General features: G+C 71.9%; 24 protein-coding genes. 21 read left to right on the top strand and 3 right to left on the bottom strand.

The genetic code is table 11. The features are described 5' to 3' along the window. The first annotated feature begins 76 nt into the window (after positions 1-76). From ACQP10_RS24490 to ACQP10_RS24425, 14 genes are all read left to right on the top strand, one after another. The gene (locus ACQP10_RS24490; protein ID WP_346022612.1) at positions 77-493 is read left to right on the top strand and encodes a MarR family winged helix-turn-helix transcriptional regulator; all 417 of its coding nucleotides are present in this window, start codon (positions 77-79) and stop codon (positions 491-493) included. Positions 494-606: 113 nt separating this feature from the next. Further along, positions 607-1,824 carry an MFS transporter gene (locus ACQP10_RS24485; RefSeq protein WP_433539763.1) on the top strand — a complete coding sequence of 406 codons (1,218 nt, stop codon included), beginning with the start codon at positions 607-609 and terminating at the stop codon, positions 1,822-1,824. A 146-nt stretch (positions 1,825-1,970) separates the two neighbouring features. Further along, positions 1,971-2,561 carry a pyridoxal 5'-phosphate synthase glutaminase subunit PdxT gene (pdxT, locus tag ACQP10_RS24480; protein ID WP_179827796.1) on the top strand — a complete coding sequence of 197 codons (591 nt, stop codon included), beginning with the start codon at positions 1,971-1,973 and terminating at the stop codon, positions 2,559-2,561. 3 nt (positions 2,562-2,564) lie between these two features. After that, the gene (locus ACQP10_RS24475) at positions 2,565-3,317 is read left to right on the top strand and encodes a YebC/PmpR family DNA-binding transcriptional regulator (RefSeq protein WP_179827797.1); all 753 of its coding nucleotides are present in this window, start codon (positions 2,565-2,567) and stop codon (positions 3,315-3,317) included. Positions 3,318-3,673: 356 nt separating this feature from the next. Beyond that, positions 3,674-5,053: a cation:proton antiporter gene (locus ACQP10_RS24470; RefSeq protein WP_346022611.1), complete on the top strand. Its 1,380-nt coding sequence runs from the start codon at positions 3,674-3,676 to the stop codon at positions 5,051-5,053. A gap of 70 nt (positions 5,054-5,123) precedes the next feature. Continuing rightward, a complete protein-coding gene (locus ACQP10_RS24465; RefSeq protein ID WP_433539762.1) occupies positions 5,124-6,281 on the top strand; it encodes a GNAT family N-acetyltransferase in 1,158 nt (385 codons plus the stop codon). A 158-nt stretch (positions 6,282-6,439) separates the two neighbouring features. Next, positions 6,440-7,033, top strand: coding sequence for a crossover junction endodeoxyribonuclease RuvC (gene ruvC, locus ACQP10_RS24460; RefSeq protein ID WP_179828845.1), 594 nt, complete (start codon positions 6,440-6,442; stop codon positions 7,031-7,033). Next, positions 7,030-7,650 carry a Holliday junction branch migration protein RuvA gene (gene ruvA / locus ACQP10_RS24455; RefSeq protein WP_433539761.1) on the top strand — a complete coding sequence of 207 codons (621 nt, stop codon included), beginning with the start codon at positions 7,030-7,032 and terminating at the stop codon, positions 7,648-7,650. The genes ruvC and ruvA overlap by 4 nt, the downstream gene beginning before the upstream one ends. 14 nt (positions 7,651-7,664) lie before the next feature. Then, positions 7,665-8,729, top strand: coding sequence for a Holliday junction branch migration DNA helicase RuvB (gene ruvB, locus ACQP10_RS24450; protein ID WP_346022608.1), 1,065 nt, complete (start codon positions 7,665-7,667; stop codon positions 8,727-8,729). A gap of 229 nt (positions 8,730-8,958) precedes the next feature. Beyond that, positions 8,959-9,333, top strand: a complete 375-nt coding sequence (gene yajC, locus ACQP10_RS24445; RefSeq protein WP_346022607.1) for a preprotein translocase subunit YajC — start codon at positions 8,959-8,961, stop codon at positions 9,331-9,333. Between the two features lie 45 nt (positions 9,334-9,378). After that, positions 9,379-11,244 carry a protein translocase subunit SecD gene (secD, locus tag ACQP10_RS24440; RefSeq protein ID WP_346022606.1) on the top strand — a complete coding sequence of 622 codons (1,866 nt, stop codon included), beginning with the start codon at positions 9,379-9,381 and terminating at the stop codon, positions 11,242-11,244. Next, on the top strand, positions 11,244-12,296 hold the full coding sequence (gene secF, locus ACQP10_RS24435) for a protein translocase subunit SecF (RefSeq protein WP_346022605.1): 1,053 nt from the start codon (positions 11,244-11,246) through the stop codon (positions 12,294-12,296). The genes secD and secF overlap by 1 nt, the downstream gene beginning before the upstream one ends. A 66-nt stretch (positions 12,297-12,362) precedes the next feature. Further along, positions 12,363-12,881 (top strand): adenine phosphoribosyltransferase, encoded by a 519-nt coding sequence (locus tag ACQP10_RS24430; RefSeq protein ID WP_346022604.1) that lies wholly within the window; start codon positions 12,363-12,365, stop codon positions 12,879-12,881. A gap of 238 nt (positions 12,882-13,119) precedes the next feature. Further along, entirely contained in the window at positions 13,120-15,318 is a 2,199-nt protein-coding gene (locus ACQP10_RS24425; RefSeq protein ID WP_179827810.1) for a RelA/SpoT family protein, read from the top strand. A 217-nt stretch (positions 15,319-15,535) separates the two neighbouring features. On the opposite strand, the gene ACQP10_RS24420 is transcribed toward ACQP10_RS24425, so the two are convergent. After that, positions 15,536-16,786, bottom strand: a complete 1,251-nt coding sequence (locus ACQP10_RS24420; protein ID WP_179827812.1) for a DUF349 domain-containing protein — start codon at positions 16,784-16,786, stop codon at positions 15,536-15,538. A gap of 38 nt (positions 16,787-16,824) precedes the next feature. Beyond that, positions 16,825-17,682: a peptidylprolyl isomerase gene (locus tag ACQP10_RS24415; RefSeq protein WP_346022603.1), complete on the bottom strand. Its 858-nt coding sequence runs from the start codon at positions 17,680-17,682 to the stop codon at positions 16,825-16,827. A gap of 148 nt (positions 17,683-17,830) precedes the next feature. Between ACQP10_RS24415 and ACQP10_RS24410 the strand changes: the two genes are divergently transcribed. From ACQP10_RS24410 to aspS, 3 genes are read left to right on the top strand one after another with little or no spacing between them, the layout of a single operon-like run. After that, the gene (locus tag ACQP10_RS24410) at positions 17,831-18,544 is read left to right on the top strand and encodes an MBL fold metallo-hydrolase (protein WP_179827816.1); all 714 of its coding nucleotides are present in this window, start codon (positions 17,831-17,833) and stop codon (positions 18,542-18,544) included. A gap of 3 nt (positions 18,545-18,547) precedes the next feature. Continuing rightward, the gene (hisS, locus tag ACQP10_RS24405) at positions 18,548-19,813 is read left to right on the top strand and encodes a histidine--tRNA ligase (protein ID WP_346022602.1); all 1,266 of its coding nucleotides are present in this window, start codon (positions 18,548-18,550) and stop codon (positions 19,811-19,813) included. Beyond that, the gene (gene aspS / locus ACQP10_RS24400) at positions 19,810-21,546 is read left to right on the top strand and encodes an aspartate--tRNA ligase (RefSeq protein WP_179827820.1); all 1,737 of its coding nucleotides are present in this window, start codon (positions 19,810-19,812) and stop codon (positions 21,544-21,546) included. Before hisS ends, aspS begins: the two co-directional genes overlap by 4 nt. 379 nt (positions 21,547-21,925) lie before the next feature. On the opposite strand, the gene ACQP10_RS24395 is transcribed toward aspS, so the two are convergent. Continuing rightward, positions 21,926-22,795, bottom strand: coding sequence for a peptidylprolyl isomerase (locus ACQP10_RS24395; RefSeq protein ID WP_433539760.1), 870 nt, complete (start codon positions 22,793-22,795; stop codon positions 21,926-21,928). Positions 22,796-23,042: 247 nt separating this feature from the next. Here ACQP10_RS24395 and ACQP10_RS24390 point away from each other — a divergent pair, with 247 nt between their 5' ends. From ACQP10_RS24390 to ACQP10_RS24375, 4 genes are all read left to right on the top strand, one after another. Then, positions 23,043-23,540 carry a DUF2231 domain-containing protein gene (locus tag ACQP10_RS24390; RefSeq protein WP_389995982.1) on the top strand — a complete coding sequence of 166 codons (498 nt, stop codon included), beginning with the start codon at positions 23,043-23,045 and terminating at the stop codon, positions 23,538-23,540. 91 nt (positions 23,541-23,631) lie between these two features. Beyond that, positions 23,632-24,942 carry a replication-associated recombination protein A gene (locus tag ACQP10_RS24385; RefSeq protein WP_346022599.1) on the top strand — a complete coding sequence of 437 codons (1,311 nt, stop codon included), beginning with the start codon at positions 23,632-23,634 and terminating at the stop codon, positions 24,940-24,942. Between the two features lie 124 nt (positions 24,943-25,066). Next, complete coding sequence (locus ACQP10_RS24380; protein WP_179827828.1) at positions 25,067-25,462, top strand: DUF948 domain-containing protein; 396 nt, start codon at positions 25,067-25,069, stop codon at positions 25,460-25,462. Then, the gene (locus ACQP10_RS24375; protein WP_179827830.1) at positions 25,459-25,713 is read left to right on the top strand and encodes a hypothetical protein; all 255 of its coding nucleotides are present in this window, start codon (positions 25,459-25,461) and stop codon (positions 25,711-25,713) included. The genes ACQP10_RS24380 and ACQP10_RS24375 overlap by 4 nt, the downstream gene beginning before the upstream one ends. The last annotated feature ends 1 nt before the right edge of the window (position 25,714 follow it).

The raw sequence follows: 25,714 nt of genomic DNA, 5'->3' as shown, positions 1-25,714 counted from the left end.
GGAGGGCGGCGTCCCGGCGGGGTGCCGCCCTCCCTTCGGAATAATACTTAGCCTGGCTAAGTTAGACTGGCTGACCATGACGACGGACGAACTCGCGGAGAACCTCTCCAAAGAGCTGCGCCACCTGGTGCTGCTCCTGCGTCGCGTGGCGGCGGGACAGCCGATCACCAGCCAGCAGTACGCCGTGCTGGGGTCGCTGGAGAGCGGCCCGCGCCGGATGACGGAGCTGGCCGAGGAACACGGGGTCCAGCTCCCCACCATGACGGTGCAGATCAACCGGCTGGAGGAACCCGGCCTGGTGACCCGCTCCGCCGACCCCTCCGACGCCCGGGTCCGCACGGTCGGGCTGACCGAGGAGGGCCGCGCCCGCCTGGCGGCCGTGCGCCGGGCCCGCGTCTCCTACCTCGTCTCCCAGCTCGGCCTGCTCACCCCGGAGGAACGCGACGCCGTCGCCGCCGCCCTGCCCGCGCTGGCCAAGCTGGGCCACGCGTGAGACCGCGGGGCCCAGCGCGGTCCCGCCGTCCCCCCGCCGTCCTGAAAGCGATCCCGAATCCCCGACCGGCCGTCACCCCGGCCGGTCCGCTTTTCCCGCAAGGAGCCACTCCCATGTCCTCGCAGAGTTCGGGCGGAATCCTCCGCCAGCCGATGTCGGTGTGGGCCACCGCCTTCGCCGCGGTGGTCGCCTTCATGGGCATCGGCCTGGTCGACCCGATCCTGCCCTCCATCGCCAAGAACCTGAACGCCGGACCCAGCCAGGTCTCCCTGCTGTTCACCAGCTACTTCCTGGTCACCGCGGTGGCGATGCTCGTCACCGGCTGGGTCTCCAGCCGGATCGGAGGTAAGCGCACCCTGCTGCTCGGCCTGTTCCTGGTCGTCGTCTTCGCCGGCCTGTCCGGCACCTCGGACAGCGTCGGCGCGCTCATCGGCTTCCGCGCCGGCTGGGGCCTGGGCAACGCCCTGTTCGTCGCCACCGCCCTGGCGGTCATCGTCGGCGCGGCCAGCGGCGGCGCCGAGGCCGCCATCATCCTGTACGAGGCCGCCCTGGGCCTAGGCATCTCGATGGGCCCGCTGGTCGGCGCCATCCTCGGCGACTGGAACTGGCGCGGCCCGTTCTTCGGCACCGCGACCCTGATGACCGTCGGGTTCGTCTCCATCGCGGTCCTGCTGAGGAGCACACCCCGGCCCGCGGTGAAGACCCGCCTCAGCGACCCGCTGCGCGCCCTGGCCCACGGCGGCCTGTCCACCACCGCCTTCACCGCGTTCTTCTACAACTTCGCCTTCTTCACCATCCTGGCCTTCACCCCGTTCATCCTCGGCATGTCGGCCTACGGCATCGGCGCGGTGTTCTTCGGCTGGGGCGTCCTCGTGGCGCTCGCCTCGGTCTTCGCCGCCCCGGCCATGAGCCGCAGGATCGGCTCGGTGCGGGTGCTGTACCTGTCCCTGGGGACGCTGGCCGTCCTGCAGGCGGGCATCGCCCTGTTCAGCGCGGTCGACATGCGCCCCGGCGTCGTCGTCTGCGTCGTGCTGTGCGGCATCCCGGCCGGCCTGAACAACACCGTGTTCACCGAGGCCGCCATGGAGGTCTCCGACGCGCCCCGGCCCGTCGCCTCGGCCGGCTACAACTTCGTCCGCTGGATGGGCGGGGCCGTCGCGCCCTACGTCGTGACCAAGCTGGGCGAGGAGATCGGCGCGCCCGTGCCGTACTGCCTGGGCGCGGTCTGCTGCCTGGTCGGCGTGGCCTTCCTGTACGGCAGGCGCCACCACCTGGCGAGCCTCGCGCGGGTGGACGCCGACCACGCCGCCCACGACCTGTCGGCCGCCTGACCCCGGCCGCCCGGCCGTACGGCGGGCCGCGCGCCCGGCCGCCTGACCCCGGCCGGTCCCCGCCCCGCGGGACCGGCTGGTTTGGGGCGGTCCGCGGGGTGGCCATACGCTTGAACCGCATCACGAGCCCCTTGAAAGGACCACCGGTGACCATCGCCCCGACGATCGGTGTCTTCGCCCTGCAGGGAGACGTCCGCGAGCACGCGCGCTGCCTGGAGCAGGCGGGAGCCAAGGCCGTGGCCGTACGGCGCCCCGAGGAGCTGGAGGCGGTCGACGCGCTGGTCGTCCCGGGAGGGGAGTCCACCACGATGTGGAAGCTCGCCGACGCCTTCGAGCTGCTGGAGCCGCTCCGGGCGAGGATCAAGGACGGCATGCCCGCCTACGGCTCCTGCGCCGGCATGATCATGCTGGCCGACCGGATCGAGGGCGGCGTCGAGGGCCAGCAGACCATCGGCGGCATCGACATGGTGGTCCGGCGCAACGCCTTCGGCCGCCAGGTCGACTCCTTCGAGTCCGACATCGACTTCGCGGGCATGGGCCCGCTGCGGGCGATCTTCATCCGCGCCCCCTGGGTGGAATCGGTCGGTTCCGACGTCGACGTGCTGGCCCGAGCCGAAGCTGGGGATAGGATCGTCGCGGTCCGTCAGGGGCCTCTGCTGGCCACGTCCTTCCATCCGGAGCTCACCGGGGGCTGCGACGTGCATTCATACTTCGTTGAGATGGTGAGGGAGCTCTAGTCGATGTCCGGCCACTCCAAATGGGCGACGACCAAGCACAAGAAGGCCGCGCTCGACTCCAAGCGCGGCAAGCTGTTCGCCAAGCTCATCAAGAACATCGAGGTCGCGGCCCGGACCGGCGGCCCCGACCCGGACGGCAACCCGACGCTGTACGACGCCATCACCAAGGCGCGTAAGAGCTCGGTCCCGCTGGACAACATCGAGCGCGCCCGCAAGCGCGGCGGCGGCCTGGAGGCAGGCGGCGCCGACTGGCAGACCATCATGTACGAGGGCTACGCCCCCGGTGGTGTCGCCGTGCTGATCGAGTGTCTGACCGACAACCGCAACCGCGCCGCCTCCGAGGTCCGCGTGGCGCTGACCCGCAACGGCGGCTCCCTGGCCGACCCCGGCTCGGTGTCCTACATGTTCAACCGCAAGGGTGTCGTGCTCGTCCCCAAGGGCTCGCTCACCGAGGACGACGTGCTGGTCGCGGTCCTCGACGCGGGCGCCGAGGAGGTCAACGACCTGGGCGACCAGTTCGAGGTCGTCTCCGAGGCCGGTGACCTCGTCCCGGTCCGCAAGGCCCTGCAGGACGCCGGGATCGACTACGACTCGGCCGAGTCGAGCTTCCTGCCGACGATGAACGTCCCGCTCGACGAGGAGGGCGCGCGCAAGGTCTTCCGGCTGATCGACGCCCTGGAGGACAGCGACGACGTGCAGAACGTCTGGGCCAACTTCGACGTCTCCGACGAGGTCATGGAGAAGCTGGAGGCCTGACCGGCCGCCCGCCGTCTCGCCGTACGCCCGCCCCGCCGTGCCGCGGAGGCGGGCGTACGGCTGCCCGGGGACCTTCCGTGTACGGCCCGCACCCTGGAGACGGACCCCGTGTACGGCCCGGCCCCGCGCCCCGGGGACGACCCCGGGTGAGGTCCCGCGCCCTGAGGACGGACCCTGTGTACGGCCCGCGCCCCGGGGACGACCCCGGGTGACGCCTGCCCGGAACCCTCCGGGCGCCCGCCCGGGAGACCTTTCCGGCGGCCGTCCAGAGACGGAGTCATGGGGTTTTTGTGACGTTCGCCGGAAAATATGAGCGGCGATTTGCCTAAATAAATGAGGGCATATGCCGCCGTACGATGCCGAACCCTGATCTGATCTTCGCCGTGGCCGGCGTCGCCGCCCTGCTCGCGGCGATCCTGCCCCGCCTGCTCAACCGGCGTGCCTTCTCGCTGCCGCTGGCCTGCCTGATCGGCGGCGCGCTGCTCTACCTCCTGCCCCTGGACCTGCCCGACCCCGACCCGGTGGCCCACCGGGCGCTGCTGGAGCACGCCACCGAGATCTGCGTCCTCATCTCGCTGATGGGCGCCGGGCTGGCGATCAACCGGCCCTTCGAGCCGCGCCGCTGGACCTCCACCTGGCGGCTGCTGGGCTGGACTCTCCCGCTGACCGTCGGCGCCGTCACCCTGGCCGTCCACGGCCTGCTGGGCTGGCCGTGGGCCGCGGCGCTGCTGCTGGGCGCGGTGCTCGCGCCGACCGACCCGGTGCTCGCCTCCGACGTGCAGGTCGGCCAGCCCGTCGACTCCGAGACCGACGACGACGAGGTCCGCTTCACCCTCACCTCCGAGGCCGGGCTCAACGACGGCCTGGCCTTCCCCCTGGTGTTCGCCGCGATCGCGCTGGCGTCGGCGGGCGGCGGCCTGGAATGGGCCGGGCACTGGGCGCTGGTGGACCTGCTCTACAGGTGCGGGGCGGGCGTCGTGGCCGGCCTGCTGGCCGGCAAGGCGCTGGGCCGGCTGTTCTTCCGCGCCCAGGTCTCCGACCTGCGGCTGGCCGAGCACCGCGACGGCTTCGTGGCGCTGGCCGCGACCTTCCTCGCCTACGGCCTCACCGAGCTGGTGCACGGCTACGGCTTCATCGCGGTGTTCGTGACCGCGTGCACGATCAGGGCCGCCGAGCGCACGCACGGCTACAACGCCGTCCTGCACGGTTTCATCGAGCAGATCGAGCGGCTGTTCACCGCCTGGCTGATCCTGCTGCTCGGCGGGTTCGTGATCACCGGCGGCCTGGCCGCGCTCACCTGGCGGGGGGCGGCGGTCGGCCTGCTCCTGCTGCTGGTGATCCGCCCGCTGACCGGTTGGCTCGCCACGCTCGGCGGCCGGCCGGGACCGCGTGAGCGCGGCGTGCTGGCCTTCTTCGGCATCCGGGGCATCGGCTCGCTGTTCTACCTCGCCTACGCCCTCGGCCAGGCCGACTTCGGCGTACCCGCGGAGGAGCTGTGGGCGGTGGTGGCCTTCACCGTGCTGGCCTCCCTGGTGCTGCACGGCGTCACGGCGACCCCGGTGATGGCGCGCCTGGACCGCCTGCGCGGCCGGGCCGACGCGGACCGCCCCGCCGACGGGGACACCGGGGACGCCCCGGATGCCGGGAAGGCCGGGGATACCCGGGAGAACGGAGCCGCCGGGGACGGCGGAGGCCTCGGCGACCCGGGGAACGCCGAGCCGGTCCGCCACCCCTGACCCCGCCCGGCGGGCGGCGGTCCGGGGCCGGTTCACACCCATCGGGGGGTACGCCCTAGGTTGGGGGACCGTGGAAATACGTGAGCTGACGGCCGGTGACCTCGACGCGGCGCTGGACAACCGCGTCCGCGCCTTCGGGCCCGTCCCGGATGACGAGGCGGAGACCTGGCGGCGCAACGCCCTGCCCGCCGTCGAGGGCGGCAGATACCTCGGGGCGTTCGACGGCGCCCGCCTCGTCGCCACGACCCGCATCGAGGACTTCACCCAGTGGTGGCACGGCAGGCCGCTGCCCATGGGCGGCATCGCCTCGGTCACCGTCGCCCCCGAGGACCGGGGCCGCGGCGTCGGACGGAAGATCATGCGGACCGCCCTGGACCGCTGCGCCGCCCTGGGGCTGCCGATCTCGGCGCTGTACCCCGCCACCACCCGCCTTTACCGCTCGCTCGGCTGGGAGCACGCCGGGGCCCTGCACCGGGCCGTGCTGTCCACCGAGGCGCTGCGCACGATCCGCGTCGCCGGCGACGTCCCGCTCCGCCGTACCGGCCCCGGCGACGCCCGCGCGCTGGGCGAGGTCATCGGCCGCGTCCACGCCGCCACCCGCGCCTCCGGGCCGGTCCGCCGGAGCGAGGCGGCCGTGCGCCGGTGGCTGGAGGGCACCCGCGACTTCGTCTACCTGGCCGAGGACGGCTTCGTGGCCTACGGCTGGGACGGCCACGACATCTCGGTCAGCCATCTGCTCGCCGGCTCGGAGGCCACGGCCCGGGCGCTGTGGGCGCTGGTCGGCTCCTCGTCCTCCATCGCGAAGAAGGTCCGCGCGGCCGTCGCCCCCGACGACCCGGTGTTCTGGCTGCTCGGCGAACGGGTGAACGACGAGGTCGCGCAGACCCGCTGGATGTTCCGCGTGGTGGACCCGGCGGCGGCCGTCGCCGGGCGCGGGTTCCCGGCGGGCGTCACCCTCGACGCCGTGGTCCACGTCGACGACCCCGAGCGGCCCGCCTCCTCCGGCCCCTGGCACCTGTCGGTCTCCGGCGGCTCCGGTACGGCCCAGCCCGCCGGGGCCATCCCGAAGTCGGCGCCCGCCCTCACCGCCGGAGGCCTCTCCGCGCTGTTCGCGGGCGTGCCGACCACCACCCTGCGCCGCGCGGGCATCCTCACCGGACCCGCGGACGCCGACGACGCCCTCGACGCCGCCTTCCACGCCCGGCCGTACATGACCGACGCGTTCTGACCGCGCCGGTCATCGGGCGGAACGGCCGGGGCGGCGAAGGCTCCGGGGCCCGCCCCGCGGGCGGCGCGATGGCCGTGCGCGCCGTGCCCGCAGGCGGTAGAGTCGGGCACCGAACAGGTGTTCGGCGAGCGGAAGGCGTGCCGGTGCGGTTGCCCGAACTGCGGGTGATGGGGGTCGATCCGGGCCTGACCCGGTGCGGCCTCGGAGCGGTCGAGGGGCGCCCCGGGGCGCCGCTCCGCCTGGTCAAGGTCGGGGTGGTGCGCACCCCCGCCGACGACGAGATCGGGGCCCGGCTGGTGGCGATCGAGGCCGGCATCGAGCAATGGCTCGACGAGATCCGGCCCGACGCGGTGGCCGTGGAGCGCGTCTTCGCCCAGCACAACCTGCGCACCGTCATGGGCACCGCCCAGGCCTCGGCGGTGGCGATCCTGTGCGCCTCCCGCCGGGGGCTGCCGGTGGCGCTGCACACGCCGTCGGAGGTCAAGGCCGCGATCACCGGCAGCGGCACGGCCGACAAACGACAGGTCGGCACCATGGTGACCAGGCTGCTGCGGCTCGACGCCATGCCCAAGCCCGCCGACGCCGCCGACGCGCTCGCCCTGGCCATCTGCCACATCTGGCGGGGCGGCGCCCAGAACAGGCTGGCCGAGGCGGCCGCCCGGGCCACCGGCGCCGGCGGCGGAGTGACGGCCGCCGCGTACTTCCGCGGGCGGAACAGGCCCGCCGGATACTCGAGAGGAACGACGAAGTGATCGCCTCGGTGCGAGGACGGGTGGCCGCGATCGCCCCCGACGGAGCGGTGGTCGAGGTCGGCGGCGTCGGCGTGCTGGTGCACTGCACGCCCGGCACGCTGGCGGCGCTGCGCGTGGGGGAGGAGACCCGGCTGGCCACCTCGCTGGTGGTGCGCGAGGAGTCCCTCACGCTGTACGGCTTCGCCGACGACGACGAGCGCAGGATCTTCGAGCTGCTCCAGACCGCCAGCGGGGTCGGCCCCAAGGTCGCCCTGGCGATGCTCGCCGTGCACACGCCCAACGCGCTGCGGGTGGCCGTGGCCGCCGCCGACGTCAAGGCGCTGACCCGGGTCCCCGGGGTGGGCCCCAAGGGCGCCCAGCGGATCATCGTCGATCTCAAGGACAAGCTCGGCACCCCCGAGGAGGCCGTCAGCGCCGCCCTCAACGGCGGCTCGGCCGCCCCCGTCTGGCGCGAGCAGGTCCACTCCGGCCTGGTCGGCCTGGGATACTCGGCCAAGGACGCCGACGAGGCCGTCGCGGCCGTCGCCCCCCAGGCCGACGCCGAGACGGCCCAGGGCCGCTCGCCCCAGGTCGCGGCGCTGCTCAAGGCCGCGCTGCGCGTGCTGAGCGTGCGGTGAGGGGGGGAGACGCCGTGAGCTTCGAGCGGGATCTGGTCTCGGCCGACGCCGACGCCGAGGGTGACGAGCGGCTGGTCGAGGCCGCGCTGCGGCCCAAGCGGCTGGAGGAGTTCATCGGCCAGGCGCGGGTGCGCGAGCAGCTGTCGCTGGTGCTGCAGAGCGCGCTGCGGCGCAACCGGCCGCCCGACCACGTGCTGATGAGCGGCGGCCCCGGCCTCGGCAAGACCACCCTCGCCCTGATCATCGCCACCGAGCTGTCGGCGCCCATCCGGATCACCTCCGGACCGGCGCTGGAGCGGGCCGGCGACCTCGCGGCCATCCTCTCCACGCTGTCGGAGGGCGAGGTGCTGTTCATCGACGAGATCCACCGGATGGCCCGCCCCGCCGAGGAGATGCTCTACCTCGCGATGGAGGACTTCCGGGTCGACATCGTGGTGGGCAAGGGGCCCGGCGCCACCGCGATCCCGCTGGAGGTCGCCCCGTTCACCCTGGTCGGCGCCACCACCAGGGCCGGCCTGCTGCCCGCGCCGCTGCGCGACCGGTTCGGGTTCGTCGCCCACATGGACTTCTACGACGCCGGCGAGCTGGAGCGGGTGCTGCACCGCTCGGCGACGCTGCTCGGCCTGGAGCTGCCCGGCGACGCCGCCCGCGAGATCGCCGGCCGTTCGCGCGGCACGCCCCGCATCGCCAACCGCCTGCTGCGCCGGGTCCGCGACTTCGCCGAGGTGCGGTCCGACGGCGTCGTCACCCGTGACGTCGCCGCGGCGGCGCTGAACCTCTACGAGGTCGACGCCGAGGGGCTCGACCGGCTCGACCGGGCGGTCCTGTCGGCGCTGCTGGGCAAGTTCGGCGGCGGCCCGGTCGGCCTGTCCACCCTCGCGGTCGCGGTCGGCGAGGAGCCCGAGACGGTGGAGGTGGTGGCCGAGCCGTTCCTGGTGCGCCAGGGGCTGCTGGCCCGCACCCCCCGGGGCCGGGTGGCGACCGCCGCCGCGTGGATCCACCTGGGGTTGACCCCGCCGCCGGACGCCTTCGGCGCCCAGGTGCCCGTCGATCTCGGGGATGACTCCGGCCCCGCGTGACGTTGGATTTCAAAAGGGGAAGACCCGCGGGGTCAATCACAGATCGATGACAACGATATCGAAATGGGAACTTCCCCCCGAGTCCGTTCGTGGGTTCGTTGCCGCGCTCCTAACAGCTCGCCTAAACTCCGTGGCTTGGCTGGCTGTGTAGGCTGACGTGCTGAGCGGCGTGCCCGTATACGACGTCCGGCGCCACGCCGGTCAATTCTGAAGCGTAAGGAGCGGCCCCATGGGCGGCAACAGCGGTTACTCAAGCCTCATCATGATCGTTCTGATGGTCGTGGTGTTCTACTTCCTGCTCATCCGGCCGCAGCGCAAGCGGCAGCAGGAGCAGGCCCAGATGCAGAACTCCCTGGCTCCGGGAGCCCGCATCATGACGACGACCGGCCTGTTCGCGACCGTCACGGCCATCGACGGCGACGACGTGATCCTGGAGCTCGCCCCCGGCGTCGAGACCCGCTGGGTCAAGGCCGCGATCGGCCGCGTTCTGACTCCGGTCGACGACACCGCCTCCGATGACGTCGAGTCCGCGGGTGTCGTGGAGGACAATGAGGTGGAGACCGTTCAGCCGAAGGGCGACAGCCAGGACTCGCAGCAGAAGTGAGCAGGCTCGCCAACCATCCCCTATAGCCGAAAGAACTGACGACCAGTGGCCCGACCGACCAGCGGCCAGAGCAAGCCGGGGCGCATGCTCCTGGCGCTCCTGGCGCTCATTCTCGCCATGGGCGGGGTGATGGCCCTCAACAAGGCGTTCACCCCCGAATATGGCCTCGACCTCGCAGGCGGCACCACGGTGACGCTGTCGCCCGTCACGCCCAACGGCGGAGCTCCCTCCCAGGAGAGCCTCGACCTGGCCGTGAACATCATCCGTGACCGGGTGAACGGCAGCGGCATCTCCGACGCCGAGGTCGCCAAGTCCGGTGACAACATCGTCATCTCCGTCCCCGGAGCCGGCCAGGAGGAAGTCGTAAAGCTGGTCGGCACCACCGCGGAGCTGCGTTTCCGCCAGGTGCTGGCTGTGGGGGAGGGCTCGCCCGCGCCCCCCGGGCAGATGCCCACCCAGGCGCCGACGCCGTCCGTCGCCCCGTCGGACGGCAAGGCCACCGACGGCGGCGAGGCCACGACGACGCCGGCCCCGAGGAGCACCGCCCAGTCCAGCCCGAGCGCCTCGCCCACCGGCCGGGCGCTGTCCTCGGCGCTGACCGCCCCGAACCCGTCGACCGCCCCTTCCACCGAGGCGGAGACGGGGGCGAAGAAGACCGTGACGGACCGGCGGGCCGCACGTGAGCCCAAGTCCGAGGCCAAGGACGGTGAGGAAGCCCCAGCGGACCGGCGCGCGCGCCGGGCGGCCAGGAACGCCGCGGCCCCGTCCGCCACCCCGACCCCCAGCGCGACCCCGTCCGCTCCGGCGAACGACCCGCTGGCCGGCGTCGACACCACCGGCATCGACCCCAAGGCCCTTGAGCGGTTCAAGACGCTCGACTGCGCCAAGGACAAGGGCCAGGGCGCCCAGGACGCGCCGGACCAGCAGTACGTCGGCTGCAGCCAGGACGGCTCGGCCAAGTACATCCTCGACAAGGCCGCCGTCACCGGCACCTCGATCGACAAGGCCACCTCCGGCGTCGACCAGACCACCGGCGAGTGGCTCGTCCAGCTCTCCTTCAAGGGCCAGGGCCCGCAGCAGTGGTCGAAGGTCACCACCACCGCCTTCAACTCCCAGCCGCCGCGCAACCAGGTCGCCATGGTGCTGGACGGCGTGGTGATCTCCGCGCCGGTCATCCAGGAGCCCATCACCGGCGGCCGGGCCCAGATCTCCGGCAACTTCACGCAGGTGACCGCCGACGACCTGGCCAACCAGCTCAAGTACGGCGCGCTGCCGCTGAAGTTCCAGAAGAGCTCCATCGAGGAGGTCTCCTCCACCCTGGGCGCCGACCAGCTGCGCGGCGGCCTGATCGCCGGCGCGATCGGCCTCGGGCTCGTGCTGATCTACTCGCTGCTCTACTACCGCGGCCTGGGCATCGTCTCGGTGCTGAGCCTCGTGGTCGCCACGGTCCTGACCTACGAGTCGGTGGTCATCCTCGGCGCCACCGCGGGCTTCCGCCTGTCGCTGCCGCACATCATCGGCCTCATCGTCTCGATCGGCATCACCGCGGACTCGTTCATCGTCTACTTCGAACGCATCCGTGACGAGATGAAGGAGGGCCGCCGCTCGCTGCGGACGGCCGTCGAGGTCGCCTGGACCCGCGCCCGGCGCACGATCCTGATCGCCGACGCGGTCATGTTCATCGCCGCCGTGGTGCTGTACTTCCTGGCCGTCGGCGGTGTGGCCGGCTTCGCGTTCGCGATGGGCCTGACCACGCTCATCGACATCGTGGTGGTGTTCATGTTCACCAAGCCGTTCGTCGCGCTCCTCGCCAGGAGGAAGTTCTTCGCCAAGGGCCACAAGCTCTCCGGTCTCGACGCCGAGCGCATGAGCCAGAGCTCCGCCGCCCCGACCCTTCCGCAGGAGGCCTGATGTCCGGCATCGCGCGTCGGCTGTACCGCGGCGAGGTCAACGTCGACTTCGTCGGCCGCAGAAAGCTCTGGTACGGCCTGTCGGCCTTCCTGCTGGCGATCTCCATCCTCGGCCTGCTCCTCCACGGCCTGAACCTCGGCGTGGAGTTCAAGGGCGGCTCGGTCTTCTCCTTCAAGGCCCCCTCGGCGAGCATCGAGCAGGTGCGCGGCACCTTCGAGGAGGCCGGGGCGCACCAGGTCATCGTGCAGGAGACCAACAACGGCTGGCGGGTCACCACCGAGAGCCTGCCGCCCGAGGAGGTCACCAAGGTCCAGAAGGAGGCCGCCCAGGACTACGGCCTCACGCAGGACCAGGTCACCCTCCAGGTGATCGGCGGCTCGTGGGGCGGCCAGGTGGCCAACAAGGCCATCATCGGCCTGATCGTCTTCATGCTGGCGATCATCCTGTACCTGACGGTGGCCTTCGAGTGGAAGATGGCGCTGTCGGCCATCGTGGCGCTCTTCCACGACCTGATCATCACCGCCGGCGTGTACGCCTGGTCCGGCTTCGAGGTCACCCCGGCGACCCTGCTGGGCTTCCTGACCATCCTCGGATACTCGCTGTACGACGCGGTCGTCGTCTTCGACATGATCAAGGAGGTCACCGCCAAGCTCGGCACGACCTCCAAGATGACCTACACCGAGGCGGCCAACAACGCGCTGAACCACACGCTGATCCGGTCGCTGAACACCACGCTGGTGGCGATCCTGCCGGTCGCGGCGATCCTGTTCATCGGCACCACGCTGTTCGGCGCGGGCACGCTGAAGGACCTGTCGCTGGCCCTGTTCGTCGGTATGATCGTCGGCACCTACTCCTCGCTGTGCGTGGCGACGCCGATGCTGGTGACGCTGAAGGAGCGGGAGCCGCGCTACCAGGCGCTCGCCCGCCGGGTCGCGAGCCGTGCCGGGTCCGCCCCCGAAAAGGGCGCCAGGCAGCCGGTCACGGCGGCGGCGGCCAACGGCTCCGCGCCGGCCGGCTCCGTGGCCGACGGCGACAAGCGCAAGAAGAAGTAACCCCACCAAGATGGCGCCTCCGCTCCCGTCCCCCGGGGGCGGAGGCGTTTTCGTCAAGGAAGTGACATGAACGACCTGCGCACCCTCATCCTCGACCGGATCCGCGACGTGCCCGACTACCCGCAGCCGGGCGTGGTCTTCAAGGACATCACCCCCCTGCTCGCCGACCCCAAGGCGTTCGCCGCCGTGGTGGACGAGCTGGCCGGCGCGTACCGGGTGGACAAGATCGTCGGTATCGAGGCCCGCGGGTTCATCCTGGCCGCCCCGGTGGCGCACAAGGCCGCCGCGGGGTTCGTCCCGGTACGGAAGAAAGGCAAACTGCCTGCCGAGACGCTTGAGGAGTCCTACGATCTGGAGTACGGCTCCGCCGTCATCGAGGTGCACAGGGACGCCTTCGCCCCCGGAGAGCGGGTCCTGATCGTCGACGACGTGCTCGCCACCGGCGGCACGGCGCGCGCGGCGGTGGAGCTGGTCCGCAGGGCGGGCGCCGAGGTCGTCGCCATCGCCGTGCTCATGGAGCTGGCCTTCCTCAACGGGCGGGAACGACTGGACGACGTCGAAGTTCGTTCCCTGGTGATCGTCTGATCTCACCCCGATGGGGCAGGGTTCCTGACATGTCTGGATACACTGGAGGATCTGGACTCGAACGTGAGGAGTCTGAGTGCCCCGTGATGTGGTCGTTCCCGACGTGACCGCCGATGGAGGCGGGCCCGAGGAGGCCGCCCCGCCAGGCGGCGCCGGTTCCCCCATGTCCGGAGTCACCGAGGAGAAGCCTGCCGTACGGCGCAGGATCGCACGCTTTGGGGGGCAATGGAGTGGCGCCATGAATCCGGTGCTGGAGCCGTTGTTCCGCACGGTCCGCGCGACGCATCCGAAGGCGGACCTGCGGCTCATCGAGCGTGCCTACGACGTGGCGGCCTACCACCACCGTGATCAGAAGCGCAAGAGCGGGGACCCCTACATCACCCACCCCCTGGCGGTGGCGACGATCCTGGCCGAGCTGGGCACCGACGACGAGACCCTGTGCGCCGCGCTGCTGCACGACACCGTCGAGGACACCGCCTACGGCCTGGACGAGCTGCGGGCCGACTTCGGCGACAACATCGCGCTGCTGGTCGACGGCGTCACCAAGCTCGACAAGGTCAAGTTCGGTGACGCCGCACAGGCCGAGACCGTCCGCAAGATGGTCGTGGCGATGTCGCGCGACATCAGGGTCCTGGTGATCAAGCTCGCCGACCGGCTGCACAACATGCGCACCATGCGTTACCTGCCCGAGCACAAGCGGCAGCAGAAGTCCCGCGAGACCCTGGAGATCTTCGCCCCGCTGGCGCACCGGCTGGGCATGAACACGATCAAGTGGGAGCTGGAGGACCTCGCGTTCGCCATGCTCTACCCCAAGCGTTACGACGAGATCGCCCGCATGGTGTCGGAGCGGGCCCCGCGCCGCGACCTGTTCCTGCAGGAGGTCATCGAGAGCGTCTCCAAGGACCTGCGCGAGGCCAAGATCCGCGCGGTGGTCAAGGGCCGGCCCAAGCACTACTACTCGGTCTACCAGAAGATGATCGCGCGCGACGTCGCCTTCGACGACATCTACGACCTGGTGGGCATCCGGGTGCTGGTCGACACGGTCCGCGACTGCTACGCCGCCCTCGGAACGATCCACGCGCGATGGAACCCGGTGCCCGGCCGGTTCAAGGACTACATCGCGATGCCCAAGTTCAACATGTACCAGTCGCTGCACACCACGGTCATCGGCCCCGCGGGCAAGCCCGTGGAGCTGCAGATCCGCACCCACTCCATGCACCACCGGGCCGAGTACGGCGTGGCCGCGCACTGGAAGTACAAGGAGGACATGACGGCCTCCGGCGCCCCGGGGACGAAGCTGAAGCCCGCCAGCGACATGGCCTGGCTGCGTCAGCTCCTCGACTGGCAGAAGGAGACCGCCGACCCCGGCGAGTTCCTGGAGTCGCTCAGGTTCGACCTGTCGGTCTCGGAGGTGTACGTCTTCACCCCGCGGGGCCAGGTGATCGCCCTGCCCGAGGGCGCGACGCCGGTGGACTTCGCCTACGCCGTGCACACCGAGGTCGGTCACCGCTGCATCGGCGCCCGGGTCAACGGCCGCCTGGTGCCGCTGGAGTCGCGGCTGGGCAACGGCGACACGGTGGAGATCTTCACCTCCAAGTCGCCGGACGCCGGCCCCTCGCGTGACTGGCTGAAGTTCGTCAAGTCGGGCCGGGCCCGTAACAAGATCCGGCAGTGGTTCTCCAAGGAGCGCCGCGAGACCGCGATCGAGGCGGGCAAGGAGGCCATCGGCCGGGCCATGCGCAAGCAGGGGCTGCCGCTGCAGCGCCTGATGTCGGGGGAGTCGCTGCTGACCCTCGCCAGGGACCTGCGCTACCCCGACGTCTCCGCCCTGTACGCGGCCGTCGGCGAGGGCCACATCGCCGCCCAGGCGGTCGTGCAGAAGCTGGTGCACTCCGTCGGGGGAGTGGACGGCGCCGAGGAGGACATCGCCGAGGTCTCGGTGCCGACGAAGCTGCGGGGCCGTCCCCGCGGTGGCAGCGGCGGAGCCGGCGTGGTGGTCGCGGGCGACTCCGACGTGTGGGTGCGCCTGTCGCGCTGCTGCACCCCGGTGCCCGGCGACGAGATCCTCGGCTTCGTGACCCGCGGGCACGGCGTGTCGGTGCACCGCACCAACTGCCCCAACGGGGAGCAGCTGAAGACCCAGCCGGACCGGCTGGTGGAGGTGTCCTGGGCGTCGGGGACCGACTCGGTCTTCCTGGTGGCGCTCCAGGTCGAGGCGCTCGACCGGCCGCGGCTGCTGTCGGACGTCACCCGCACCCTGTCGGACCAGCACGTGAACATCCTGTCGGCGTCGGTCACGACGTCCCGCGACCGGGTGGCGATCAGCAAGTTCACCTTCGAGATGGCCGACCCCAAGCACCTCGGGCACGTCCTGAAGGCCGTGCGCAACATACCGGGTGTCTACGACGTCTACCGGGTGAGCGGCGCCGGCTCCTGACCGCCGCCCCGGGGGCCGGCCGTGCCCGCCCCGGGCCCTGCGGAGAAGACTCCGGCACCGGGACCGTCGCCCGGGCATGAGACGCCGGTGTGGGGACGAGCCCGCCTCGGGCTCTCACGGGGCTCTGTCACGGGACTCTGTCACGCGGGTGGGGCCGTACGCCGAACCGGGCGCCCGCGAGGGGACGCCCGGCCGTGTGTCCTCGGGAGGACCCGTCTCAGGAGAACTCGGCGAGCGTGCGCTCGGCCTCCTCCAGCCAGGAACGGCGGGCTTCCAGCGACTCCTCGGCGTCCTTGACGTCCTTGTCCCGGCCGGCCGCCCTGGCCTTGGCCAGGCGGGCCTCAAGCTGCTCGATCGACCGGTGGAGCTGGTCGACCGTGTTCTGGGCGCGGGCGCGGGCCTCGGGGTTGGAGCGCTTCCACTCCGCCTCCTCGGCCTTGCGGACCGCCTCGTCGATCCGGCGCAGGCCACCCTCCAGGCGGTCGCGCTGCTCCCGCGGGACCGGGCCGGCGGCCTCCCAGCGCTCCAGGACGCCCCGCAGGGCCGCCCTGGCGGACCGGGCGTCGGAGACCGGCAGGATCTTCTCCGCCTCGGCCAGGAGCTGCTCCTTGACCTCGGCGTTGGCCGCGAGCGAGGCGTCGCGCTCGGCGAAGACCGCCGAGCGGGCCTGGAAGAACTGGTCCTGGGCGGCCTTGAACCGGCCCCACAGCTCGTCCTCCACCTCACGGGAGGCCCGGCCCGCGGCCTTCCACTGCCGCATCAGCTCGCGGTAGGCGGCGGCCGTGGCGCCCCAGTCGGTGGAGGAGGCCATCTCCTCCGCCTCGGCGACGATGCGCTCCTTGGTGGCGCGCACGCTCTCCCGCTGCTCGTCCAGCCCGGCGAAGTACGCCTTGCGCCGCTTGGCGAAGGCCGTACGGGCGGCCGACAGCCGCTTCCAGAGCGCGGCCTCGGTCACGCGGTCGATGCGTTCGGCGGCCTTCCACTCCTCGATGAGCTGGCGCAGCCGCTCGCCCCCGCTCTTCCAGTGGGTGGTGTCCTCGGCGATCCGCTCGGCCTCGCCGACGATGCGCTCCTTGACGGCCCTGGCCTCGGCCCGGGCCACGTCGCGCGCCGCCTTGACCTCCTCGCGGCGCTGGGCGACCGTCTCCGTGAGGGCGTTCAGGCGGCCCAGCAGCGCGTCGAGGTCGCCGACGGCGTGCGCGCCGGTGATCGCCTCACGCAGCTTGACGATCGTCGCCTCCGCCTGGGCCGGCGGCAGGTCGGTGCCGCGGACCCGCTGCTCCAGCAGCGTGACCTGCCCGGCCAGCTCGTCGAACTTGCGATGGAAGTAGGCGAGTGCCTCTTCCGGCTCTCCGGCCTGCCAGGACCCGACGGCCCGTTCTCCCTCAGCCGTACGCACGTAGACGGTGCCGTCGTCGTCTACCCGGCCCCACGGGTCGGTGCTCACCGTGTCCTCCCGCACTTTCATCAGCCTTTCGAGGCTAACCGCCTCTTGGTTGTATTACGTCAGCTCTTGCCGGACATTGTCACGTTTTTGATTTCGACGGTTTCCTTCGGAGCCCCGGTGCCGTCGGGTCCCGGCGTGATGACGCCTCCCTTGTTCACCTTGTCGATGATCTCCATCCCCTTCGTGACCGTACCGAACGGGGTGTAGTTCGGGGGGAGCTGGGTGTCGCCGTACACGATGAAGAACTGGCTGCCGTTGGTGTCGGGACCGCTGTTGGCCATGGCCACGACGCCGCGGGTGTACTTGGCGCCGTCGAGGTTCTCGTTGACGAAACGGTACCCCGGCCCGCCCTGGCCGTCGGTCTCGCTCTTGCCGTCGGCCTTGGCGAGCGGGTCGCCGCACTGCAGCACCGGGAACTGGTCGGAGCCCAGCCGGTGGCACTTGGAGCCGTCGAAGTAGTTCTTCTTCGCCAGGAAGGCGAAGGAGTTGACCGTGCACGGGGTCTTGTCGGCCGACACCTTGATCACGATGTCGCCACGGTTCGTCTTCAGCGTCATCGTCGCCGGCGAGGTGTCCACCTTGGCCGGTGGCATGCCGACGTTCTTCGCCGCCCCCTCGGTGTCGGGGACGTAGCCGCAGGTGCCGGTCGCCGGGTCGAACGCGGCGGGCTTGGGCCCCTCGCTCGCGCTCGCGGCCGGGCTGGGGCTCCCCGACGCCGACGCGGTGGAGGTGGCGTCGGAGTCACCGCCGCCGAGCAGGGCGGTCGCGGCGACCACACCGCCCACCACCAGCACGACCCCGGCGGTGGTGCCGATGACCGCGGTGCGCTTCGCCCTGGCCTCACGCTCGACGCGCCGCTTCGTCTGCCGCTCGTAGTGCTCGCGCGCCAGCTGCTTCTGGCGGTCCTTGCCGCTCACCGCTTCGCCCTCCCGAGTGCCGGAGTGTTACTTATTGAGGTGGGCGAATCGTATCGGCCAAAGGGTGATGGTTCGCAGCCCGGCGACCCGCACCGGTACCCTTCGGTTACATTCCCATCCGTATTCTTGACGAGATCGGCTGAGGCAGATGCTCATCGCCGGCTTTCCCGCCGGGTCGTTCCAGACCAACTGCTACGTCGTCGCTCCCGCCGCCGGCGAGGAGTGCGTCGTCGTCGACCCCGGGCAGAACGCGGTCGCCGACCTCGACGACGTGCTGCGCGAGCACCGGCTGCGGCCGGTCGCGGTGCTGGTCACCCACGGGCACGTCGACCACATGTGGTCGGTCGCCCCCGTCTGCGGCGCCCGCGACGTCCCCGCGTGGATCCATCCCGAGGACCGCGATCTGCTGTCCGACCCCGGCAAGGGGCTGCCGCTCGCGGCCAGGCAGCAGTTCTTCGGCGGGATGACCTTCACCGAGCCCGACGACGTCCGCGAGCTGGCCGACGGCCAGGTGCTGGAGCTGGCGGGCATGGAGATCACCGTCGACCACGCCCCCGGCCATACCAGGGGGTCGGTGACCTTCAGGCTGCCCGCCTCCGAGGAGATCCCGGACGTGATGTTCTCGGGCGACCTGCTGTTCGCCGGCTCCATCGGCCGCACCGACCTCCCGGGCGGCGACCACCCGACCATCCTGCGCAGCCTGGCGGCCAAGTGCCTGCCGCTGCCGGACGAGACGGTGGTCCTGCCCGGCCACGGACCACAGACCACGATCGGCCGCGAACGCGCCACCAACCCGTACCTCGCCGAACTCGCCGGGCGAGCGGAGTCGGCGCCGGGAGCGGGACCCACCAGGGGACTATAAGAGATGACTCTGCAGGCGCCCAAGGGCACCTTTGACTGGCTTCCACCCCGTTCGGAGGTGGCGCTCGCCGTACGTGAGGCGCTGACCGCTCCGGTCCGCCGCGCCGGCTACGGCTACGTCGAGACCCCCGTCTTCGAGGACACCGCGCTGTTCGTCCGCGGGGTGGGCGAGTCCACCGACATCGTCTCCAAGGAGATGTACACCTTCACCGACAAGGGCGGCCGCTCCCTCACACTGCGGCCGGAGGGCACCGCCTCGGTCGTGCGGGCGGTCCTCCAGCACGGTCTGCACAACGGCCAGCTGCCCGTGAAGCTCTGGTACTCCGGCAGCCAGTTCCGCTACGAGCGGGCCCAGAAAGGCCGTTACCGCCACTTCTGGCAGGTCGGCGCGGAGGCGCTGGGCGCCGAGGACCCGGCCCTCGACGCGGAGCTGATCGTGATGGCCGCCGACGGCTACGCCGGCCTGGGGCTGACGGGCGTGCGGTTGCTGCTGAACACGCTCGGCTGCCGGGAGTGCCGCCCCGCCTACCGCGCGGCGCTGCAGGACTTCCTGCGCGCGCTCGACCTCGACGAGGCCACCCGGCAGCGCGTCGAGATCAACCCGCTGCGCGTGCTCGACGACAAGCGGCCCGAGGTGCAGGCGCAGCTCGCCGGCGCGCCCCTGGTCGTCGACCACCTGTGCGAGGCGTGCAAGACCTACCACGAGGAGGTCCGCGCGCTGCTGACCGCCTCCGGCGTGATCTACACCGACGACCCGAGGCTGGTCCGCGGGCTCGACTACTACACGCGCACCACGTTCGAGTTCGTCCACGGCGGGCTGGGCTCGCAGTCGGCGGTGGGCGGCGGCGGCCGCTACGACGGCCTGAGCGAGATGCTCGGCGGCCCGGTCCTGCCCGGCGTCGGCTGGGCGCTGGGCGTCGACCGCACCGTCCTGGCCATGGAGGCCGAGGGGCTGCTCGACCGCGAGGAGGCCGCCTCCCGCGTGCAGGTGTACGGTGTGCCGCTGGGTGAGGAGGCGCGCCGCCGGATGTTCCTGCTCATCACCGAGCTGCGCCGCGCGGGCCTCGACGCCGACATGTCGTTCGGCGGCAAGGGTCTCAAGGGCGCGATGAAGGGCGCCGACCGGTCGGGCGCGGGCTACGCCGTGATCCTCGGCGAGCGTGACCTCGCCGCCGAGTCCGCCCAGGTCAAGGATCTGGCCAGCGGTGACCAGACCGCCGTGCCGCTCGCTGAGATCGTCGAGACTCTGAAGGAGAGACTGAGGAAATGATCCGCACGCACGAAGCGGGATCACTGCGCAAGGAGCACGCGGGCGAGCAGGTGACGCTGGCCGGGTGGGTGGCGCGCCGCCGCGACCACGGAGGCGTGGTCTTCATCGACCTGCGCGACGCCTCCGGCTCCTCCCAGGTGGTCTTCCGCGAGGAGGACGACGCGCACGGCCTGCGCGCCGAGTACTGCGTCAAGGTCGTCGGCGAGGTGCGGGTCCGTCCCGAGGGCAACGAGAACCCCGACCTGCCGACCGGCGAGATCGAGGTCGTCGCCTCCCAGGTCGAGGTGCTCAGCGAGGCCGCGCCGCTGCCGTTCCCGGTCGAGGGCGCCGCGGGCGTCTCGGAGGAGGCCCGGCTCAAGCACCGCTACCTCGACATCCGCCGCCCGCAGGTCGCGCAGGCCCTGCGGATCCGCTCCCGGGCCACCTACCTCGCCCACGAGGTGATGCACGAGCACGGGTTCAACTACATCGAGACCCCGACGCTCACCCGCTCCACGCCCGAGGGCGCCCGCGACTTCCTGGTCCCGGTCCGCCTGCAGCCGGGCAGCTGGTACGCCCTGCCGCAGTCGCCGCAGCTGTTCAAGCAGCTCCTCATGGTCGCCGGCATGGAGCGCTACTACCAGCTCGCCCGCTGCTTCCGCGACGAGGACCTGCGCGCCGACCGCCAGCCGGAGTTCACCCAGATCGACGTTGAGATGTCCTTCGTGGACCAGGACGACGTCATCGCGCTGGGCGAGGCGCTGATCGGCCGCGTCTGGAAGGAGATCGTCGGCTACGAGCTGCCGTCGCCGCTGCCCCGGATGACCTACGCCGAGGCCATGGCGCGCTACGGCTCCGACAAGCCGGACCTGCGCTTCGGCCAGGAGCTCGTCGAGATGACGGAGTACTTCTCCGACACCTCCTTCCGGGTCTTCCAGGCCCCGTACGTCGGCGCCGTGGTCATGCCGGGCGGCGGCTCCCAGACCCGCCGGGAGCTCGACGCCTGGCAGGAGTGGGCCCGGTCGCGCGGCGCCAAGGGCCTCGCCTACGTCCTCGTCGGCGAGGACGGCACGCTCGGCGGCCCGGTCGCCAAGAACCTCTCGGAGAGCGAGAGCGCCGGCCTGGCCGAGAAGGTCGGCGCCGCCCCCGGCGACGCCGTCTTCTTCGCGGCCGGGAAGCCGGCCGCGGCCCGCGACCTGCTCGGCGCGGCTCGGCTGGAGATCGGCCGCCGCTGCGGGCTGATCGACGAGTCGCGGTGGAGCTTCCTGTGGGTCGTCGACGCCCCGATGTTCGAGGAGGACGGCGAGGGCGGCTGGACCGCGGTGCACCACCCGTTCACCGGTCCCAAGCCCGAGTGGGCCGACAACTTCCAGGACCACCCGGCCGAGGCGCTGGCCTACGCCTACGACATGGTCTGCAACGGCATGGAGATCGGCGGCGGCTCCATCCGAATCCACCGCGCCGAGATGCAGCAGCGCGTCTTCGACGTGCTCGGCATCTCCAAGGAGGAGGCCGAGAGCAAGTTCGGCTTCCTGCTGGAGGCGTTCAAGTACGGCCCGCCGCCGCACGGCGGCATCGCCTACGGCTGGGACCGCATCTGCATGCTGCTGGCGGGCGGAGACTCCATCCGCGACGTCATCGCCTTCCCGAAGACGGCCTCCGGGTTCGACCCGCTGACCGGCGCGCCCACCCCGATCACGGGTGAGCAGCGCAAGGAGGCCGGGGTGGACGCCAAGCCCAAGAGCGAGGCGTAGACCCCGCGCGGCGCGCGGCCGGGCCCCGGACGGATCCTCCCGTCCGGGGCCCGGCCCGTGTGCGGGGCCGTACGGGCTCCTCCCGCGGGATCCGGCTCCGTGGGCCCGGCCGGGCCCTCACGGGCGGCTCCGGCGGCCTCCGCGGCCCTTCCCGTCCGATCCGCCCGCGTCCGCCCGCGAGGCGGGACGGGGCCCCGTGGCCGCGTTCGTGGCCGGGTACGGCCCGCCGCCGGCCGCGGGGGAGGGCCGTACCCGGGGTGGGCCGGACGCGGGAGGACGACCGCCGGGAGGATTCGGCGCGGACGAGCCCGGACATGCGGAAGGCCGGTGTTCCGGCGGCCCGCGCGGGCCGCCGGAACACCGGCCTTCCGGGAGTCCCCTAGGAGACCTTCACGTCCTTGATGATCACCGGGATCTTGGGCGCGGTGGAGCCGCCGTCACCGGTGATGTCGTCGGGGTTGGTGATCCACCCGCCCTTGGAGATCTTCTCCAGGATGTCCATGCCCTTGGAGACCGTGCCGAACGGCGTGTAGGCGGTGTCCAGCTGGGCGCTCTCCTCACCCAGCGAGAACCAGAACTGGCTGCCGTTCTGGTTCGAGGCGTCCGCCGGCTGGGCCAGCGCGACCACGCCCTTGGCGTACGGCATGCCGAGGTTCTCGTCGTTGAAGACGTAACCCGAGCTGCCCTGGCCGTCGGTGGGGTTCTTGCCGTCGGCCTTGGCCTGCGGGTCGCCGCACTGCAGCAGGGACACGCCGGAGTTCTCCGGGGTGGCCAGGCGGTGGCACTTGGTGTCGTCGTAGAAGTTCTTTTTGGCCAGGAACGCCAGGGAGTTCACGGCGCAGGGGGCCTGCTGCGTCATCAGGTCGATCACGATGTCACCCTGGTTGGTGGTGACCGTCATGGTCTTGAGCTTGAGGTCGGGCTTGCTCGGCGGCATGCCGACCTTCTTGGCGGGCGCGCCGCTGGTGTCCTTGCGGTAGGAGCAGGTCACCTTGCCGGGGGCGGCCGGGATGGTCGGGGTCGCCTGGGGCGCCGCGGTCGAGGGGGCCGGGGAGGATGCGGCCGCGGGCTTGGGGTCGTCTCCTCCCGTGAAGGCCGTGACGGCGACCGCGCCCACGGCGACGACGGCCACGGCGACACCGGCACCGATGAAGGTGTTCCGCTTCGCCTTGCCCGCCTGCTCGGCACGCTGAGCCTGCCGCTCCTTGTGCTCTCGCGCCAGCTGGCTCTGGCGGTCCTCGCCGCTCACCGCTATGTCCTCCAGGTTAGCCGTCGGGTTTGCCGTCTCATTACTTTCGACTGGCCGAAAGCGTACCGGCCCCCGGATGTGCTGAACGTAAGTGACGAGGGTCAACGGAGGAGGTACGTGGGCATTCACGTGCTTTGTCCTGCTGTGTTGTGCGGCTTCCACGCGGTAGATTCCGATCTCCGGCGCCGGCGGCCGGCAACGGCGCCCGGTGCCGGCGAGAGCGGCGCCCCCCATGACCGGAGCCCACATGTTCGACGAGATCCTCGGCCTCCCCGCCCACCCCCTGATCGTCCACGCCGCCGTGATCGCGGTCCCGGCCCTCGCGGTCCTGGCCGCCGTCTACGGACTGGCGCCCCGCACGCGCCCCGCGCTCGGCTGGGCGGTGGCGGGGCTGGCGGTGGTCGCCCCGATCGCCGCCTTCGCCGCCAAGGAGAGCGGCGAGTCGCTGGAGCACCGGAACTTCGCCTCGGCGACCGGGACGCTGGCCCGGCGCATCGCCGAGCACGAGGAGTTCGCCGACCCCCTGCTGATCGCCGCCCTCGCGCTGGGCGTGCTCTCTCTCGTCCTGCTCCACCTCGTGCGCCGCGGCCGGGGCGGCGGTGAGGGCGGTGGCCGGGAGGGCGGTGGCGGCGGCCGCGCGGTGACGACGTCCGCCGCGGTGCTCACCGCGGTCGTGGCCGTCGTGGCGGGCTACTACGCGGTGCGGGCCGGCCACAGCGGTGCCGTCGCCGTCTGGGGAGGCTGACCCCGGACGGCCCCGGTCCCGCGATCCCGGACGGCCCCGGCCTCCGCGGTCCCCGGCCGCCGCCCGCGCGCCCTGGCGGTACTGTCGAGGCGTGGACAGCCTGTTCGACGCGGTGGCGGAGGAAACCCATCGGGGCCACGAGCCCCTGGCGGTGCGGATGCGCCCGCGCGGCCTGGACGAGGTGATCGGCCAGCGCCACCTGCTGGGCCCCGGCACGCCGCTGCGCCGGCTCGTCGAGTCCGAGGCCCCGATGTCGCTGTTCCTGTGGGGTCCGCCCGGCACGGGCAAGACCACCCTCGCCTACGTCGTCGCCGGCGCCACCGAGCGCCGGTTCGTCGAGGTCTCCGCGGTGTCGGCGGGCGTCAAGGAGGTCCGCGCGGCCATCGAGTCGGCCCGGCGGGAGCTGGGCATGTCCGGCCGGCAGACGGTCCTGTTCGTGGACGAGGTGCACCGCTTCAACAAGGCCCAGCAGGACGCCCTGCTGCCCGCGGTGGAGAACCGCTGGGTCACCTTCATCGGCGCGACCACCGAGAACCCGTTCTTCTCCGTCATCTCGCCGCTGCTGTCACGCTCGCTGCTGCTGACGCTGGAACCCCTGTCCGACGACGACGTCAGGAAGGTGCTGGAGCGCGCCGTCACCGACCCGCGCGGCCTGGACGGGAAGGTGACGCTGGCGCCGGAGGCCGCCGACCACCTCGTACGGCTGGCCGGCGGCGACGCCCGCCGCTCCCTGACCTACCTGGAGGCCGCCGCGCTGATCGCCGACGGCGAGATCACCGTCGAGACGGTCGAGCGCGCGGTGGACAAGGCGGCCGTGCGCTACGACCGCCAGGGCGACCAGCACTACGACGTGATCAGCGGCTTCATCAAGAGCATGCGGGGCTCCGACGCCGACGCGGCGCTGCACTACCTCGCCCGCATGGTCGAGGCGGGCGAGGACCCCCGGTTCATCGCCCGCAGGATCGTCATCTTCGCCTCCGAGGACGTCGGCATGGCCGATCCCACCTGCCTGCAGGTCGCGGTGGCCGCGGCCCAGGCGGTGGAGTTCGTCGGCCTGCCCGAGGGGCGGCTCAACCTCGCCCAGGCGGTGATCCACTGCGCGCTGGCCCCCAAGTCCAACGCCGTGATCACCGCCGTCGACGCCGCCGCCGCGGACGTGCGGCGCGGCGACATCGGCCAGGTCCCGGCCCACCTGCGCGACTCCCACTACTCCGGGGCCGGCAAGCTCGGCCACGGCGAGGGCTACAAGTACCCCCACGACTTCGAGCACGGCCTGGTCCGCCAGGACTACGCCCCGGCCGAGATCCGCGACCGCCGCTACTACCGGCCCACCCGGCACGGCGCCGAGGCCGGCTTCGCCGACCGCTGGGCGCGGATCCGCGCCTTCCTGCGCGGCCGCTGACCACCACCGCCCGGGCCGTTTCCCCCGGTCTCTCCTCGTCGTTCGCGGGACGTGTGCCGGGAAGGGGCGGCGAGACGCGATAGGGTCTTGCCGTTCCAGCCGGGTGAAGTAGGGAGATCGGCGAATGCTCACCGCCGGAGAGGTCGCGGGCCTGATAGTCGCCATGTTCTGGGCGATCCTGGTCTGCTTTCTTGCCGTGGTCCTGGTCAGGCTGGCACGCCTGCTGACCCAGACGTCCAAGATGGTCTCCGAGCTGGGCGACCGCGTGGTGCCGCTGCTGGAGGACGTGACGGCCACCGTCAGCGAGGCCAACCGCCAGCTCGTCGCCGTCGAGGCCATCGCCAAGGACGTCAAGCAGGTCAGCGGGCACGTCGCCAAGGTCAGCGACGTCACGCAGACCCTCGTCACCGGGCCGCTGATCAAGGTGGCGGCACTGGGCCACGGCGTCCGGCAGGCCCTGGGCGCCCGCCGCTCCCGCGGCCGGTCCGTCCCCCGGGTGCTGGAGGGACGCAGGTCATGATCCGCCGGCTGTTCTACATGTCCCTCGGCGCGTTCTGCGCGGTGTGGACAATGCGTAAGCTGCAGGCATTGCATCCGAACCACGTGGCCCGGCGCACCCTCCACGGCGCCGCCGGGATGCTGGAGCAGGCGCGGGAGTTCGCGGGCGACGCCCTGGACGGCGCCGCCCGGCGGGAAACCGAGTTGCGCTCCCGGTTCGGGCTGGACAGTGTTGACGACACCAACCACTACGACGTAAAGGACGGCCGCTGAA

This window comes from Streptosporangium sandarakinum, from assembly GCF_050942225.1.
GTDB lineage: Bacteria > Actinomycetota > Actinomycetes > Streptosporangiales > Streptosporangiaceae > Streptosporangium > Streptosporangium nondiastaticum.
This window is presented reverse-complemented; position numbering and strand designations above follow the sequence as displayed.